Below are 13,725 nucleotides of genomic sequence, written 5' to 3' on the forward strand. Positions count from 1 at the left end.
AAAGGTGCAGCACTTTGCCTCACCAGTTACTTTAAACAAGCACTGGGGTCTTGTAATGCGTAGTAACACTCGGCGGAGCTAAGTTTGGCCGAAAGTATATATCGCCTTGATTAGCCCAAATTTAGGCGCGCTCAAGCAGCAGGTGGTTCACCTGTCAAAACAATGCGCACCAAGTCAGCAGCATTGCGGGCACCAAGCTTTTCCATGATACGCGCACGATGAACCTCAACAGTACGCGGGGAAATCTTGAGATTTCGACCTGCTTCTTTGTTCGAAGAACCAGCGGTGATTTCGATCAGAACTTGACGTTCGCGTGGTGTCAGTGTCTCTGCGCCAGCAAAATTCATGGTGCTGGAACCAGCCGCTTGTGCATTTCTGGAAACCGCTTCACGAACACGTGATATGATGGACTCTACATCAAACGGCTTTTCAACAAAGTCGTAGGCGCCAAATTTGATCGCCTCAACAGCCATCGGAATATCGCCCTGGCCAGAGATGATGAAGATTGGTGCAGAGAACTTTTCACCGTTCAGGCTTTTGAGAATATCAATACCTGACCGGCCTGGCATATGAACGTCAAGCAGCACACAACTTGGTGTCTCTTCTTCTACGCCACTAAGAAACTCTTCAGCGTTCGCAAAGGATTTTACGCGAAATCCTTCTGTCTCAAACAGTAGCGAGAGTGCGTCGCGAACCGCAGGATCATCGTCAACAATATGGATCACAGACGGCATTGTCATGATTGCTCAGGTCCTTATTCTTTTTGTTCTAAACAACAGCTTCAGCTTTGCTTGTTGCCTTTGAGTTTACCGGGAGCCGCAAAGTGAAGGTTGCACCTTTACCTTCCTCGTATGGTTCCACAGTCAAGTCTCCACCATGATTTTGGGCTATGCTTCGGGAAATCGCAAGTCCAATACCCAGACCGCGCCGCTTTGTCCCAGTAAAGGCCTTAAAAAGGTGCGACACTACATCCTCATCCAACCCTGCTCCGGTATCCGTAACCTTAACAAAAACGTTCTCTTCGTCTCGTTCTACAGATACGACTACTTTCTTAACAGGTCGATCCTTTACAGCCTCTCCGGCATTTCGGATCAAATTAACGAGAATCTGTTGTATTTGTACGGAATCCAACTCCAGATGGTAGTTGTAGTCGACGAAAGAAGAAACAAACTCCACATCGTCAGTTTCCTGACCGACACGAACCAGCTCAAGACAGTCATCAATCAGCGTCGCTAAGCCTGTGCCGATACATTGCGGTGCCTGTCGTTCGACAAAGTTACGCATTCGCTGGATGATCTGCCCTGCCCGAGCTGCTTCCGTCACAGCCTTGTCCATCAGAGTGATCATAGCCTCATCTGGCTGCTCTGTCGCCCTTGCACGGCGAGCACCTGTTTGCAGGTATAGCATCAACGCCGTGAGGGGTTGGTTTACTTCGTGTGCAATCGCAGCGCCCATTTCATCAAGCGCATTTACTCGTGTCATGGTCACCAAATTGGACTGAAGGACGCGCAGGCGCTCTTCATATTCTTTTGTCGCGCGCAAATCCTTGAGCACACCAATAAACTGATGACCGCTCTCGGTTTGTGCCTCCCCGACGGAAAGTTCAACCGGGATCTGTGTTCCGTCCTTATGACGCGCAACGACCTCGCGCCCGATGCCAACAACTCTTGCATCACCAGACTTGAGGTACTTTTGGATATAGCCGTCATGCTGTGCAGCAACAGCGTCCGGCATCAATAAATTTACGTTCTGCCCGACGGCTTCTTCGCTTGTGTAGCCAAAGAGGTTCTCGCAAGCACGGTTATAGACCTGGATCGTTGCGTTATCATCGATGATGATGATGCCATTTACGGCAGTGTCCAGCACACTGTGCAAGCATGAAGAGGAGACCATAGCAGTTTCCTAGTTGTTGTAGGCGTACCCGTCCGCTTATGTTCACGGGTATATAGATGGGTATTTTGACTAACCTGCTACCCCAAGCCTCTAGCTAGGTCAATCACCTAGCCTGCGACGGATTTAACCTCCAATTTTCTTAAATTTGCTGATATTTCTCCAGACTGAAGAACACTCACTAAACCTATAGGTGAATTTTTGCGATAAAAGCTCTGAGAGAGCAGAGATAGAGGCCTCACTCCAAAGTAAGCTACTGCTTCAAACCCCAAAGAACCCTTAGGTTTATTAAAAAATATGGCTATTCTATCTCCTTTAGAGATGGCACCTTAATTCCTGCTTAAATTGGAATAAGACCAAACTGCACCAACTAAAAGTAGAAGAGGCGAACACTCGTATGGCGCGTATATGTCGCAGGTCAAATTGATTTCAAACGCCATTTTTTCCACTGCAACACCCCCAGTCTCAGCCCTTATCGCACCTAGGAAAAGTACTTTAATGAGTCGAGGCTACAGATCTACAGGCAGTTGTCACAGATCAGGGTCAGGTGAGCGAACCTGATATGTTCGCGCCAGTTCTGAAAGAACCTTATGATTTGCACGGATAGAAAACTCATGCTGGAGCTGAAGCAGGTTTAACCTAAGCCCATTTAGGAGCAATAGTTCGTCATGGCTGCGTAGACGTTTGTGTACCGGCAGCATCGCGAATATCTTGGAGACATGGGGTGCAGCAATATCAGCCACTTTCTTTGATGGACCTAACGCTTCTGTCCGCATCTTTGTTGGTAGCTTTTGAACCGCCTCACCCCAACGAGGTTTGCCGGACTGCGCTACAATCTGGTGCTCAAGCACTATTTCCTTGAGAAGTTGCCCGATCATACCTGCGATATCTTGCGCGTCAGCCCATGTTTTTTTTCGCAGCACGTTCAGCACCATCTCACCAACAAGTTCATTGGTGATTAGAAAGGCATTCCAGCGAGCGACCTCCAAAGCGGGCAGGAAATTCTCATCTTCTTGAAGTGCCGTCCAGTGAATACCGGCTCTTGAACGGGAGTATTCGAATACATTTTGATGCGCAAGAAACGCGGAACTGCGTGCCAGATACCCCTTTAAGGCGTCAAGGGTATCCAGATCTGGTCTATAGAAGAAGAAGGCATAGAAGCGCTTGATCAAACTTGGGTTATCGAGTGATACCTTCTCAATATTTGTAAAAGCGCCTTGCTGGTTCTCTTTAGTAGAATTGCGTTGCTGTCCCAACTCATAGCCTTTCGTCGTGGTCAGAAAAATCTACCGTTACAAAGACGCAATAACTCGTATTGAACTCTTGCCTTTCACAAAAGATCGGTCAACTGTGCAATCTTGAGAGACAAAAAACACTTATTGGAAGTTACGGGCTTACAAGTCCGACGGGGGAAGCATGCTTCAAGGTTGGATCGTAGTCCTTGTCGCTTTGGCATACATACTGCTGTTGTTTGTTATTGCAAGCTACGGAGATAAGGTTGCAAAAACCCGTATAAAAAAGACCAGGGGGCGCCCTCTTATATATGCGCTATCCCTGTCGGTGTACTGCACATCCTGGACATTTTTTGGATCAGTAGGATCAGCCTCGCGAGATGGCTTCGAATTTATCGCCATTTACCTAGGTCCAATTTTGATGTTTGCCTTCGGGTATCCGGCAATCCTGCGGGTGATCCAATTGGCGAAGGCGGAGAAAATCACGTCGATTGCAGACTTTATCGCCGCACGTTACGGAAAAAACCCTCTGGTCGGTGCCATTGTCACGCTTATCGCTTTCATCGGCATGATACCCTACATTGCGCTTCAACTGAAAGCGCTAGACCTTTCAGTCGGGACAATTGTTCTGCATCCGCTGTTGTCTTTAGATGACGCTGAAGTTTCCATTTTTGGCGATGAAACCTTGTTGATCGCTATCTTTATGGCCGTCTTTACCTGGCTGTTCGGTACAAGGCATATTGATGCAACAGAGCATCAGGAAGGCTTGATGCTGTCCATCGCGACCGAGGCCGTTGTGAAGCTGGTCGCGTTTCTGGCAATCGGCGTTTGGGTTACCTTTATTCTTTTCGACGGCCCCTGGGACCTGCTTCACGCTTCATTTGCAAATACAAACAGCTCACAGGACCTTTTCACAAACATTAATGTAAGCAAATGGGCCGTTATCACGCTGCTTTCATTATTCGCTATCGTTTTGCTTCCTCGTCAGTTCCATGTGACAGTGACTGAGTACAACAGCGAAGCTGAGCTGAAACGCGCCACCTGGCTCTTTCCAAGTTACCTTATCGCCATCAACCTTTTCGTTGTGCCCATTGCGCTTGCCGGTCTCACCATTTTAGGTGGTACGGTCGACCCGGATATGTTCGTCCTGGCGTTGCCACGTGCATATGATGCTGACTGGCTCACATTGCTGGTTTTCATCGGTGGGTTATCTGCCGCTACAGCGATGGTGATTGTAACAACTGTCGCACTGTCAATCATGGTTTCGAATGATCTGGTGATGCCAATCATTTTGCGCCACCGCAGCGAAGATGAGATCATCTCCACCTCCGGCGAAGATATGAGCCAATTGGTGCTCGGTATTCGGCGCATGTCGATCTTCCTCGTCATTTTGGGCAGTTATGTTTACTACCGGGTTGCAGGCGATAGTGCAGCGTTGTCCAGTATTGGCCTCTTGTCCTTTGCTGCAATTGCGCAGTTTGCACCAGCATTTTTGGGCGGTTTGATCTGGAGGAGAGCAACTGCGCGGGGCGCGATTGCAAGCATGACCGCCGGTTTTGCGGTCTGGTTCTACACTTTGCTTTTGCCTGTCTTTGCCCGCGAAGATATCTTTGGGGACAGCATTTTGACCCACGGCCTCTTTGGTATTGAGGCACTTAAACCAGAAGCGTTGTTTTATCTGGAAATGGACCCGTTCGTGCATGGCGTCCTCTTGAGCCTACTTTCTGGCACTCTATTTTTTGTTATATTCTCACTTTCACGCCAGCCATCAGCAATTGAACGCATTCAGGCCAACACGTTTGTTCCAACGGGCAGCACGCCAGTCCCGACCCTGCGAAACCTTCGTACGGCTGTTACAATTGGTGACCTGCAGGCAACAATATCTCGATATGTGGGCGAAGAACGCACACAGCGCTCTTTTGATACCTACGCAGCAGAACATCGTATTACGATTGATAGCAGCGAAGAAGCAGATGTCGTTATTTTAAGGTTTTGCGAACAACTGCTTGCCAGTGCAATCGGGTCAGCGTCAGCGCGACTGGTGCTCTCACTTTTGCTTAAGCGCCGCGATCCAGGCACTCAAGAGGCGATCAAGCTCCTCGACGATGCAACCGAAGCAATACAATATAATCGCGACTTACTTCAGATCGCGCTCGATCAAGTGCGACAGGGCATTTGTGTTTATGATAAGGACCTGCGCCTGATCTGCTGGAATCGGCAATACCGCGAAATGCTTATGCTACCAGCAAAATTTGGGCAAGTTGGAACTTCGCTTGAGGAGATGATCCGCTTCATCGCAGAAGCAGGCGAGTTCGGCGAAGGTGATATCGATGAGATTGTCGGCCTACGGATGCATAACTTCCTTCATCGACAAGAGACCTATCAGGAACATCTTGTCAGCTCAGGAACAGTGCTGGAAGTGCGAACAAGCCCAATGCCGTATGGGGGGCTTGTGACCAGTTATACTGATATTACTGAACGCGTTCTTGCAGAGGCGGCTTTGGCAAGGGCCAATGAAAACCTGGAGCAGCGCGTTCGTGATCGCACGGAAGAACTGACCAAGGTGAATGAGCAGCTCGAAACCGCGAAGAAAACTGCTGAACTGGCCTACCAGGATAAGACGAGATTTCTTGCTTCTGCGAGCCATGATATCTTGCAGCCCCTAAATGCGGCACGTCTTTATTCCTCAACATTGACCGACCGGTTCACTGATGGCGATCCCGAAGATCGCAAATTGGTAAGCAATATCGAAGCATCTTTGGAATCCGTTGAGGAGATCATCGGTGCGGTTCTCGATATTTCCCGCCTCGATACACGGGCATTTAAGCCAGAGATTTCTGCATTCCGCCTTGACGACATTCTCAACCCTTTGCGAGTGGAGTTTGCACCGATCGCCAAGGAGAAAGGCCTCAAGCTTAAGATTTTGAGCACTGATGTTTGCGTGCGTTCTGATCGACGCCTCTTGCGCCGCCTACTGCAAAACCTGATTTCCAATGGCCTAAAGTATACCAAAAAAGGTGGCGTGGTTGTTGGCATACGCAGGACCAAGAACAACATGGCGAGTATCGAAGTTTACGACAGCGGCATTGGTATTCCAGAACGCCAACAGGAACTGATCTTCAAGGAGTTCAGGCGCCTTGATGACGGTGCACGCATTGCTGCTGGACTTGGCCTGGGCTTGTCCATCGTTGAACGTATCAGTACCGTTCTCAATCTCAAGGTATCGCTGAAATCGCAGGATGGACGAGGCTCGCGCTTTTCGGTCGCCATTAAAGAAGCAATGAGTGTTCCCGTTGCAGAAAAGCAAGAACAACCTCGGGCTGTCGTCAGTCAGATGGCTGGTCTAAATATTCTTGTCATCGACAACGAGCTTCAGATTCTGGAAGGCATGGAGGCATTGCTGCGCACATGGAAGTGCAATGTGGTTACCGCTTCCAACGCTCAAGAGGCAGCTAAGGCCGTTTATAGCAACAAAACACTGCCGGATATCATTTTGGCGGATTATCATCTGGATCAGGGTACTGGCATTGAAGCTGTTGTGCATTTGCGCTGGAAATTTGGTGTCCACTTCCCTGCGATGCTCATAACGGCAGACCGAACTGCTGAGGTCCGGGCAGAAGCTACTAACAAGGATATGGAAATGATCCATAAACCACTCAAACCGGCGGTTCTCAGAGCCCACCTGATGCGCTGTAAAGCCTCTCTTGGAGACAACTAGTCCTCACAGCGGCACAGCCCGTCGATGACCCACAAAAAAGGCGCTCTTGGGAGCGCCTTTTTTCGTAGATATCTGCCAAGAGCGATTAGCCAGCTATACTTTGCCACTGACCAGCTTCGATCTTAGCTGCTGCGATGACTGCCTGTGTTCGGCTTTCGACACCAAGCTTTTGCAAGATTGCAGAAACGTGTGCCTTAACCGTCGCTTCGGAAACAGACAGCTCGTAAGCAATCTGTTTATTCAACAGACCTTGCGACAACATCATCAGCACACGCACCTGTTGCGGTGTCAAAGACGCAAGTCGTTGAGCCATCTTGGTTGCTTCATCAACACTGTTTAAGTCGATGTCTGGCGGGATCCATACTCCACCCTCCAAAACAACAGAAACTCCATCTTGAATGACGTCAATCCCAAGTGACTTTGGAATATATCCTGATGCACCAAACTCAATAGCACTTCGAATTGTGGTCGGATCTTCAGTTCCAGAAACGACAACAATTGGCACACCCACATACTGAGCACGCAAGTACATTAGACCTGAGAACCCTCGCATGCCCGGCATGGACAGATCCAAGAGGATCAAGTCAACGTCTTCTTCTTGATCGAGTGCAGCGGTGACTTCATCAAGGCTCCCAGCCTCGATAATCTTTACCGATGCAAACTGTTTCTCGATTGTTTGACGCATGGCACCACGGAACAGTGGGTGGTCATCAGCGATAATAAAGCGGTGGACCGCGTTTTGCACGCTGTGCTCCTCCATTTCTTGTCGTAGACTGCTTCCAATGGCTTTCGATCCGTCTCATCGAAATGTGATCATCAGAAATACAGTTTTCAGCGCATCAGGAGCATGTGCGAAAATTTTGCAGCTCTCCCAAAACGCCACGATAAATTTCTTGCTACCTTCAAGCCCTAAAAGCCTGTGTCGGTCGCAACCCCCTATGAAAGAGCATTATGCGAAACAAGGAGGTGCTGGCAAGCATGAAGTTGATTGTTTTCACCTATCTCATGCGCTTTTCTCTCAAAACAGGCAGTAATCATTAAGAAATTGCAAGAAGGCGTGCGCAGAACTCAAGAGTTGCGCCCAAAGTATGGTCCGCAATAATCCTGTATTTTTTCAATTCAGGATTGGATGATTGGGGATTAGTATTAGGTAGTAGAATTTTAGTCTAGCAGTTCGCTTCCGCAAATGTAGAGTATGTATACACTGAGTATTCATTACTGGAGGTGGGAGTGCGTACACCAAATAAAGTCGCCTATCGGACCAAGGCCTGTGCACTCATGGCGGCAACTCTCACCCTCTGGCTGATTGTTTTTGCCTTAGCAGTCTACTATGGCGCGCCCACTACAGCAGGGAGCGAAGTACCGGAAGGCTTAAGCGGGCTTTTTCGCTCTATCCCAGGTGGATATGCATGGGGGTGTATCGTTTTGTTTGCGGCCAGCATCTTAGCATCGTGGTTCTGCGGCGCTCAAGACCGCCTTGAGGAAAGCAGCACGCGTTCCAATCAACGACGGGCGAGCAAATTATGACGGTTTCCAGCCTTGATCCTCATCCATCGCAATACAAAAGCGTAATACTGGCTCTTCCTTTGTTTGCCCTGGCGCTATTTTTGCTGACCGGCTTGCTGGCTGTGATGGAGAAAGCTGGCGTTGTCTCCGTGTTGATTGAGGCATTGATGACCCTGTCGCCTCTACTGGTATTTGCAATAACCGGTATTCTTGCTAGGACCATGAAGCTCCCCCTGTTTCATTCGGGTGGTAAAGACGTGCCAGCGGTCTTAGCCGGACTTACCCTCGCTGCTTGTTTTGTTGGTGGCAGCTTCTTCCCACTCATTCTTTCACTACCCTATCAGGCTGATTATATAAGTTTCCCGGTGATCCTTGGGTGGGGAAGCAGCCTTGTCTTGAGCACTGTTTTATTCGCATCTTCAATTAGGAGGTTTGGCTCAGCAACCATTCCAGAGTTTCTGGGCGTGCGTTTGCAGAGTAATTTTGTGAAAATAATAGCGAGTGGACTGCTTCTGCTTGCGGCACTTCCATTGCTTGCCACTGAAATACTCGTTGGTGGACAAGTTTTAGCGAGTTCGCTGAGTGCCTCTCCAACCACTGGCATTATGCTCTTTTGCCTAACGCTATTGGCTACAGTTATTCTCGGTGGTGTAAGCGGTGCTGTATGGACGCAAGCTCTGCAAGGAGTGCTTATGGTATTTGCGTGCCTGGCTCCTGTGATCTTCCTTGGGCTAGACCAGGCCACTTCACCTCTCGTTGCAGAGAGTGCAGGTTTTGTAAGGGCCGTCGACACTTCTCTTGCTGAACAGCTCAAAGCCATCGTTGATATAGAGAACACAAGTATCGGGTGGTTCTTGACGGCAAGCCCTTATGCTGGCGGTCTCTGGCCGCTGGTTGGCACTGCACTATTTTTCGCGGTTGGAATGGCCAGCATGCCACATCTACTTGGCAAGCTTCAAACCACCAGAAGCTCTTCAGATTCCCGGCGAGCAACGGGATATTCTCTTTCATTCCTTTTACTCCTTATCGTCGCTGGATCGGCCTACTTCCTGTTACTTAAGGATGAGAGGTTGCAAAGTCTACTTGGACCGAATGCACTTGGACAGGGCAGTCAGGACGGCCTCATCGGAGCACTCCTTCGATCAGGGATTATTGCTGCTGCACTTGCTGCCAGCTCCGCTCTATTGATGGCTATCTCAACAAGTATATCGCGCGATATAATAGAGACATTCGCGTTGCCTCGCGCCTCCCTAAACCAGAAATTGATTTTGGCTCGGGTTGTGGTTCTAGCGGTGTGCGGACTTGTGACTTACCTTGCCTTCTACGGAAACCTGCATTTCCTAGACCTGTTGGTTCTGTCCATTTCAATTGCTGCATCCGCATTCTTTCCTGTACTTTTATTATCATGCTGGTGGCGCAGATTTCAGGTGACAGCTGCCTGCGGTGCGATGTTGAGCGGTAGTCTGGCAGCAATCATCTATGCGGCCGCGGTCATGAGTGGTGCAACCGGTTTCTGGTTCGGTTTGCCTGCCGAAATGGGCGGTTTACTTGGTGTTTTCCTGGCTTTTGTAGTTGCAGTTCCACTGTCCTACATCAAACTTTTTGAAGATGACGGATCAGTGGCCATGGCAAATCTTCTTGAGCGCCCCGTTGACCGAGAGCTTACGATAGACACCCCCGACGGCTCTAGGAGCGGTGACAGCGAAGAAGCTGAGGAACTCATCGAGGTTAGAACATAAATTTCAGGGTATTGTAATCAAATCGTTACAGTCACAGCAATCCGTTTGCAGTCCGTTTACGCCAATTCAAATTTTCGGTTTACGATAAATCGAATTCAATAGAGCTGCGTTTATACTTGCTTTCCATTAAGAGCCTAGGAGAGCCCGATGGACGCTTTACAACGCGCTGCGCGCGCCAGTGTTGCCCGCATATGCGGCTATTATTGTATTGCAGTGCTTTTGATCATGGCTGCTTTGAGCTTTGATCCAACAAGCTCATTTCGAGTTGGTGCTATGCTAGCAATAACTCTTAGCGCTGCTCTCATTTACAAAGCCTGGAACATGCCTGGCGGCAAAAGCAATGGTGACGAAGCATGGGCTCTCATCAAGAGGCAGGATAGTAGCGGAACTCAAGATCCAAACAGGCTGCAAACTGAAGCGTTGCGCGCCGCCTATCATGAGTACTCAAAGAAAGCGATGGCCATAGCGCTTGGTATTTGGCTGGTGAGCGTGATCGCTGCTGCTGTTGATTGAAGCTTTGGGCTTCACGTTCCAAGATAATGCAGTGTCATCGAACGCCGGTGAGGCGCTCTTCTGTGCTCAATCAAATACACTCCTTGCCACGTACCAAGGTCAATCTCGCCATCCACCACGGGTATTTGAAGGGAAACCCCTGTGAGCATTGTTTTGATGTGAGCAGGCATATCGTCCGGCCCCTCATGAGCATGCAGCCAACCGCCGTTTTCAGGGGCCAAGCTTGAAAGCGCTTTCTTCAGATCCTGGAGCACGGTTGGGTCTGCGTTTTCCTGAATCGTAATGGATGCGGAGGTATGGCGCACAAATAGAGTAAGCAAGCCATCTTTCAAACTTAGTGTCTTTGCCCACGCCCGGATTTCATCAGTAACCGCATAAAAACCCAAGCCATCGGTCATGAGAACCAGTCGGCCCATCGACTGAGAGAGCTGCGTAGGCCCACTTTCGATGGTCCACACCTCGCAACTGTTCTTCATTTTTGACCAACCCGACATCTCGTTCCCTGCCCCTTATTATTCGTTAATTAAGATCGTTGCGTTGTCTTTGACGTAAGATTGCGCGACAACTTCTATAATAAAATGTATTGGTGACACTTTATTCTCGCATCTGGAGAAACTACATGGATGAGAATTTCGCTCCTGTGTCAATAAGTCAAGAGGTGGCTACAGAAGCAAAAGCGTTTAATATTGAAATGACTGAACAGCTTAGAGCTCTTCCTGATCCGTGGAGTTTCCCTCCTGCAGTAACGAGAGAACGCAGACTTCAAGGAATGGGCGCTTTTCCTCTTCCAACTTATTCGCAAAATGCTCAGGATTTACAAATCGAAGGACCTCACGGTTCAATTCAGCTACGGTATTTTCAAGCTGATGAAAACTCATCAAAGGGTGTGATTGCGCATTTTCACGGAGGTGGCTTTGTTTTTGGCTCAGCTTCCTTTCAGGACCCTTACTTAGAGGCTATGTCAAAAAACACTGGTCTGGATGTCATATCAGTCGACTATCGGCTTGCGCCCGAGCACCCGTTTCCTCAAGGGCCTGATGATTGTGAAGCTGCTTGTCGCTGGCTTTTAAATGAAGGTGCCAACACTTATGGTTGGAACAATTTTGCACTTGCAGGTGAAAGTGCGGGGGCTACTCTAGCGCTGGGTACTGCGCTGCGCCTGCGCGATAAGCATGGGCTTACGCCCTTTAAAGCAATGGCACTCACAGCAGGTTGGTACGATATTGGGCTGACACCTTCTGCCCGATTATGGGGTGAAGCGCTTCTGTTTCCGACGACACGCGATTTGAAAATATACGCTCGGCACTTCTTGCTTGGAGAAGAAAGTACTTACGATCCAAACGTATCGCCGATCTATGCACGACTTGATGGCATGCCAGCGACATTCTTAAGTGTTGGCACAGAAGATCCCTTACTTGACGACACATGTTTTATCGCGTCTAGGTTGAAAAATGTGGGTGTTGAGACATCACTTGAGGTTTATCCCCATGGATGTCATATGTTTCAAAGTTTTGATCTTGCTCTTGCCAAGCTGAACACCCAAAGGATAGATAACTTTTTTAGGACGAAATTCGGTTCCACCTGAGCTAATTGTTAACATTTGCTGGGGTATCGCAGTAGCGCTTATGAACCGAGGCTGCACAAAGGGTTGGATATGGCAAGCTTAGAAACACTTCTCTCGTTTGTGAATACATGGGAATGCGACGAGAATGACCATTTGAACGTGCAGTTTTACTTCTCTAAGTTTGAAGAAGCTGACCGTCAATTTAGAATGATGACCGGGTTTAGCGAAGCCTTGGTTGGTGCGCGTCGCGTGCGGCATGTACGCTATCATGCAGAGTTGGTTGCAGCATCGCTGATTACCGTGAAGTCTTATGTGGCTTTCGATGGGCCTCACATGCTCTCTGTTGTGCATGAAATGATTGAGGGTTCCACCGGGGAAGTCTGCGCAACCGCGATTGATGGGTATACGCCAAACCCTTCCTCCGCAAAGCAATTGCGCACTCGCTTCAAGGATGTTGAAGAGAACATCTCAAAGAACGCAATTCCGCGTGGCGTTTCTGCAAGCCCGTTCTCAGGTAAGCCAACAGCTGAAGACCTGATCAAGAACGGTGCAATGGTTACGGGTCGGGCAACTGTTCTGCCCCGTCACTTGAATGCAGAGCAAAAGGCAGAAGACACATTTGCTCTTTCATGCTTTTCCGATGCGGCAGCGCATATTTGGGAACGCACGCCAATGAACACTGCGTGGCTTGATGAGAATGAGTATGGCCGTGTTGCACTGGAGCAGAAGCTCTCTTGGATCAGCCCGCTGAAGCACGGCGACATGATTCAGGTGGTTTCAACGCTTACCAGCGTCCAGGATAACACCTTTACAATTCGCCATCATTTGTTTGAGTCTCGTACCAAGCGTCTTGCAGCAGTTTGTGATCAGGTATCCCTGAGCATGGATCTGAACAGCCGTAAAGCTGTGCCTATGGCAGAAGATGTTCGCTCCGCGCTTGTGGCGCTGCAAAGCTAATAAAGCGAACAATCAATAGTTTAAGAACCGCCTTCTCGTGAAGGCGGTTTTTTTATGCCCTGTGACGGGGTGTTATTCAGCATTGTCTTTCTGGAAATCGTCTTTCATTTCCTCTACGACGGAAAAGAAGCGGCGCATGGCGTTTTCTGTGAAATCGAGCGCATCGCTCAGTTTCTTCTCTTCCTCTTTGCCAAACCAGCCTTCTTCTTGCGGTGCGGTGCTTGAAAGATCTAGAGCGGTTTCGGATTTGATTGCAGCTATACTGGCTTTTTCAGTTAAGGTGGCCAACGCCTCAGAAATTTGCCTAAGCTCTTGACGCATCTTTGTATTTTCAAGTTCCAAACGAGTAATTTCGTCCTCGTAAACTTTGATGCCGTCAATGGATGGTTGGCAAACGAGCTGTTGTAATCTGTTGGTGCAAAGGGAAACTATCCCCGTTCTGGTGTCCAGCCGCACCAACCCATTATCTGTTTCGCGCATTTCAAAGCGAACGGGGATCTCCGATTCGCTTTGAGCAAACGCGCTCTGCCCACCCAGGGCCAAAACGATCAAAAGGATTCCACGCGTGCAATACGACAGTTTCATGGGGTTCCCATCTCCGTTTTA

12 protein-coding genes are annotated in these 13,725 nt (G+C 49.0%); 6 read left to right on the top strand and 6 right to left on the bottom strand.

Annotation, left to right across the window (positions count from 1 at the left end; all coding sequences use genetic code 11):
* Positions 1-131 precede the first annotated feature (131 nt).
* From BMZ51_RS02930 to BMZ51_RS02940, 3 genes are all read right to left on the bottom strand, one after another.
* A complete protein-coding gene (locus tag BMZ51_RS02930) occupies positions 132-740 on the bottom strand; it encodes a response regulator transcription factor (RefSeq protein WP_068006180.1) in 609 nt (202 codons plus the stop codon).
* A gap of 28 nt (positions 741-768) precedes the next feature.
* On the bottom strand, positions 769-1,893 hold the full coding sequence (locus tag BMZ51_RS02935; protein WP_068006175.1) for a PAS domain-containing sensor histidine kinase: 1,125 nt from the start codon (positions 1,891-1,893) through the stop codon (positions 769-771).
* A 527-nt stretch (positions 1,894-2,420) separates the two neighbouring features.
* A complete protein-coding gene (locus BMZ51_RS02940; RefSeq protein WP_068006171.1) occupies positions 2,421-3,146 on the bottom strand; it encodes a hypothetical protein in 726 nt (241 codons plus the stop codon).
* Between the two features lie 160 nt (positions 3,147-3,306).
* Between BMZ51_RS02940 and BMZ51_RS02945 the strand changes: the two genes are divergently transcribed.
* Positions 3,307-6,840, top strand: coding sequence for a PAS domain-containing hybrid sensor histidine kinase/response regulator (locus BMZ51_RS02945; protein WP_068006169.1), 3,534 nt, complete (start codon positions 3,307-3,309; stop codon positions 6,838-6,840).
* A gap of 85 nt (positions 6,841-6,925) precedes the next feature.
* On the opposite strand, the gene BMZ51_RS02950 is transcribed toward BMZ51_RS02945, so the two are convergent.
* The gene (locus BMZ51_RS02950; RefSeq protein WP_068006167.1) at positions 6,926-7,600 is read right to left on the bottom strand and encodes a response regulator; all 675 of its coding nucleotides are present in this window, start codon (positions 7,598-7,600) and stop codon (positions 6,926-6,928) included.
* Positions 7,601-8,070: 470 nt separating this feature from the next.
* Between BMZ51_RS02950 and BMZ51_RS02955 the strand changes: the two genes are divergently transcribed.
* From BMZ51_RS02955 to BMZ51_RS02965, 3 genes are all read left to right on the top strand, one after another.
* Positions 8,071-8,367, top strand: coding sequence for a hypothetical protein (locus BMZ51_RS02955; RefSeq protein WP_208979228.1), 297 nt, complete (start codon positions 8,071-8,073; stop codon positions 8,365-8,367).
* A complete protein-coding gene (locus BMZ51_RS02960) occupies positions 8,364-10,085 on the top strand; it encodes a sodium:solute symporter family transporter (protein WP_068006165.1) in 1,722 nt (573 codons plus the stop codon). Before BMZ51_RS02955 ends, BMZ51_RS02960 begins: the two co-directional genes overlap by 4 nt.
* A 147-nt stretch (positions 10,086-10,232) precedes the next feature.
* A complete protein-coding gene (locus BMZ51_RS02965) occupies positions 10,233-10,598 on the top strand; it encodes a hypothetical protein (protein ID WP_068006163.1) in 366 nt (121 codons plus the stop codon).
* Positions 10,599-10,609: 11 nt separating this feature from the next.
* Here BMZ51_RS02965 and BMZ51_RS02970 read toward each other — a convergent pair whose 3' ends face one another.
* On the bottom strand, positions 10,610-11,014 hold the full coding sequence (locus BMZ51_RS02970; RefSeq protein WP_244271385.1) for a secondary thiamine-phosphate synthase enzyme YjbQ: 405 nt from the start codon (positions 11,012-11,014) through the stop codon (positions 10,610-10,612).
* 203 nt (positions 11,015-11,217) lie between these two features.
* Here BMZ51_RS02970 and BMZ51_RS02975 point away from each other — a divergent pair, with 203 nt between their 5' ends.
* Both BMZ51_RS02975 and BMZ51_RS02980 read left to right on the top strand, forming a co-directional pair.
* On the top strand, positions 11,218-12,183 hold the full coding sequence (locus BMZ51_RS02975) for an alpha/beta hydrolase (RefSeq protein ID WP_068006159.1): 966 nt from the start codon (positions 11,218-11,220) through the stop codon (positions 12,181-12,183).
* A gap of 69 nt (positions 12,184-12,252) precedes the next feature.
* Positions 12,253-13,119 carry an acyl-CoA thioesterase gene (locus BMZ51_RS02980; protein ID WP_068006158.1) on the top strand — a complete coding sequence of 289 codons (867 nt, stop codon included), beginning with the start codon at positions 12,253-12,255 and terminating at the stop codon, positions 13,117-13,119.
* 72 nt (positions 13,120-13,191) lie between these two features.
* Here BMZ51_RS02980 and BMZ51_RS02985 read toward each other — a convergent pair whose 3' ends face one another.
* Positions 13,192-13,704 carry a hypothetical protein gene (locus BMZ51_RS02985; RefSeq protein WP_068006156.1) on the bottom strand — a complete coding sequence of 171 codons (513 nt, stop codon included), beginning with the start codon at positions 13,702-13,704 and terminating at the stop codon, positions 13,192-13,194.
* Positions 13,705-13,725: the final 21 nt, after the last annotated feature.

Origin of the sequence: Pseudovibrio axinellae (assembly GCF_900110875.1) — a bacterium.
GTDB lineage: Bacteria > Pseudomonadota > Alphaproteobacteria > Rhizobiales > Stappiaceae > Pseudovibrio > Pseudovibrio axinellae.

Coding starts and splice junctions, on each gene's coding strand:
- BMZ51_RS02980 (WP_068006158.1), top strand. CDS start 12,253: ATGGCAAGCTTAGAAACACTTCTCTCGTTTGTGAATACATGGGAATGC.
- BMZ51_RS02945 (WP_068006169.1), top strand. CDS start 3,307: ATGCTTCAAGGTTGGATCGTAGTCCTTGTCGCTTTGGCATACATACTG.
- BMZ51_RS02985 (WP_068006156.1), bottom strand. CDS start 13,704: ATGAAACTGTCGTATTGCACGCGTGGAATCCTTTTGATCGTTTTGGCC.
- BMZ51_RS02935 (WP_068006175.1), bottom strand. CDS start 1,893: ATGGTCTCCTCTTCATGCTTGCACAGTGTGCTGGACACTGCCGTAAAT.
- BMZ51_RS02950 (WP_068006167.1), bottom strand. CDS start 7,600: ATGGAGGAGCACAGCGTGCAAAACGCGGTCCACCGCTTTATTATCGCT.
- BMZ51_RS02930 (WP_068006180.1), bottom strand. CDS start 740: ATGACAATGCCGTCTGTGATCCATATTGTTGACGATGATCCTGCGGTT.
- BMZ51_RS02960 (WP_068006165.1), top strand. CDS start 8,364: ATGACGGTTTCCAGCCTTGATCCTCATCCATCGCAATACAAAAGCGTA.
- BMZ51_RS02975 (WP_068006159.1), top strand. CDS start 11,218: ATGGATGAGAATTTCGCTCCTGTGTCAATAAGTCAAGAGGTGGCTACA.
- BMZ51_RS02970 (WP_244271385.1), bottom strand. CDS start 11,014: ATGGGCCGACTGGTTCTCATGACCGATGGCTTGGGTTTTTATGCGGTT.
- BMZ51_RS02965 (WP_068006163.1), top strand. CDS start 10,233: ATGGACGCTTTACAACGCGCTGCGCGCGCCAGTGTTGCCCGCATATGC.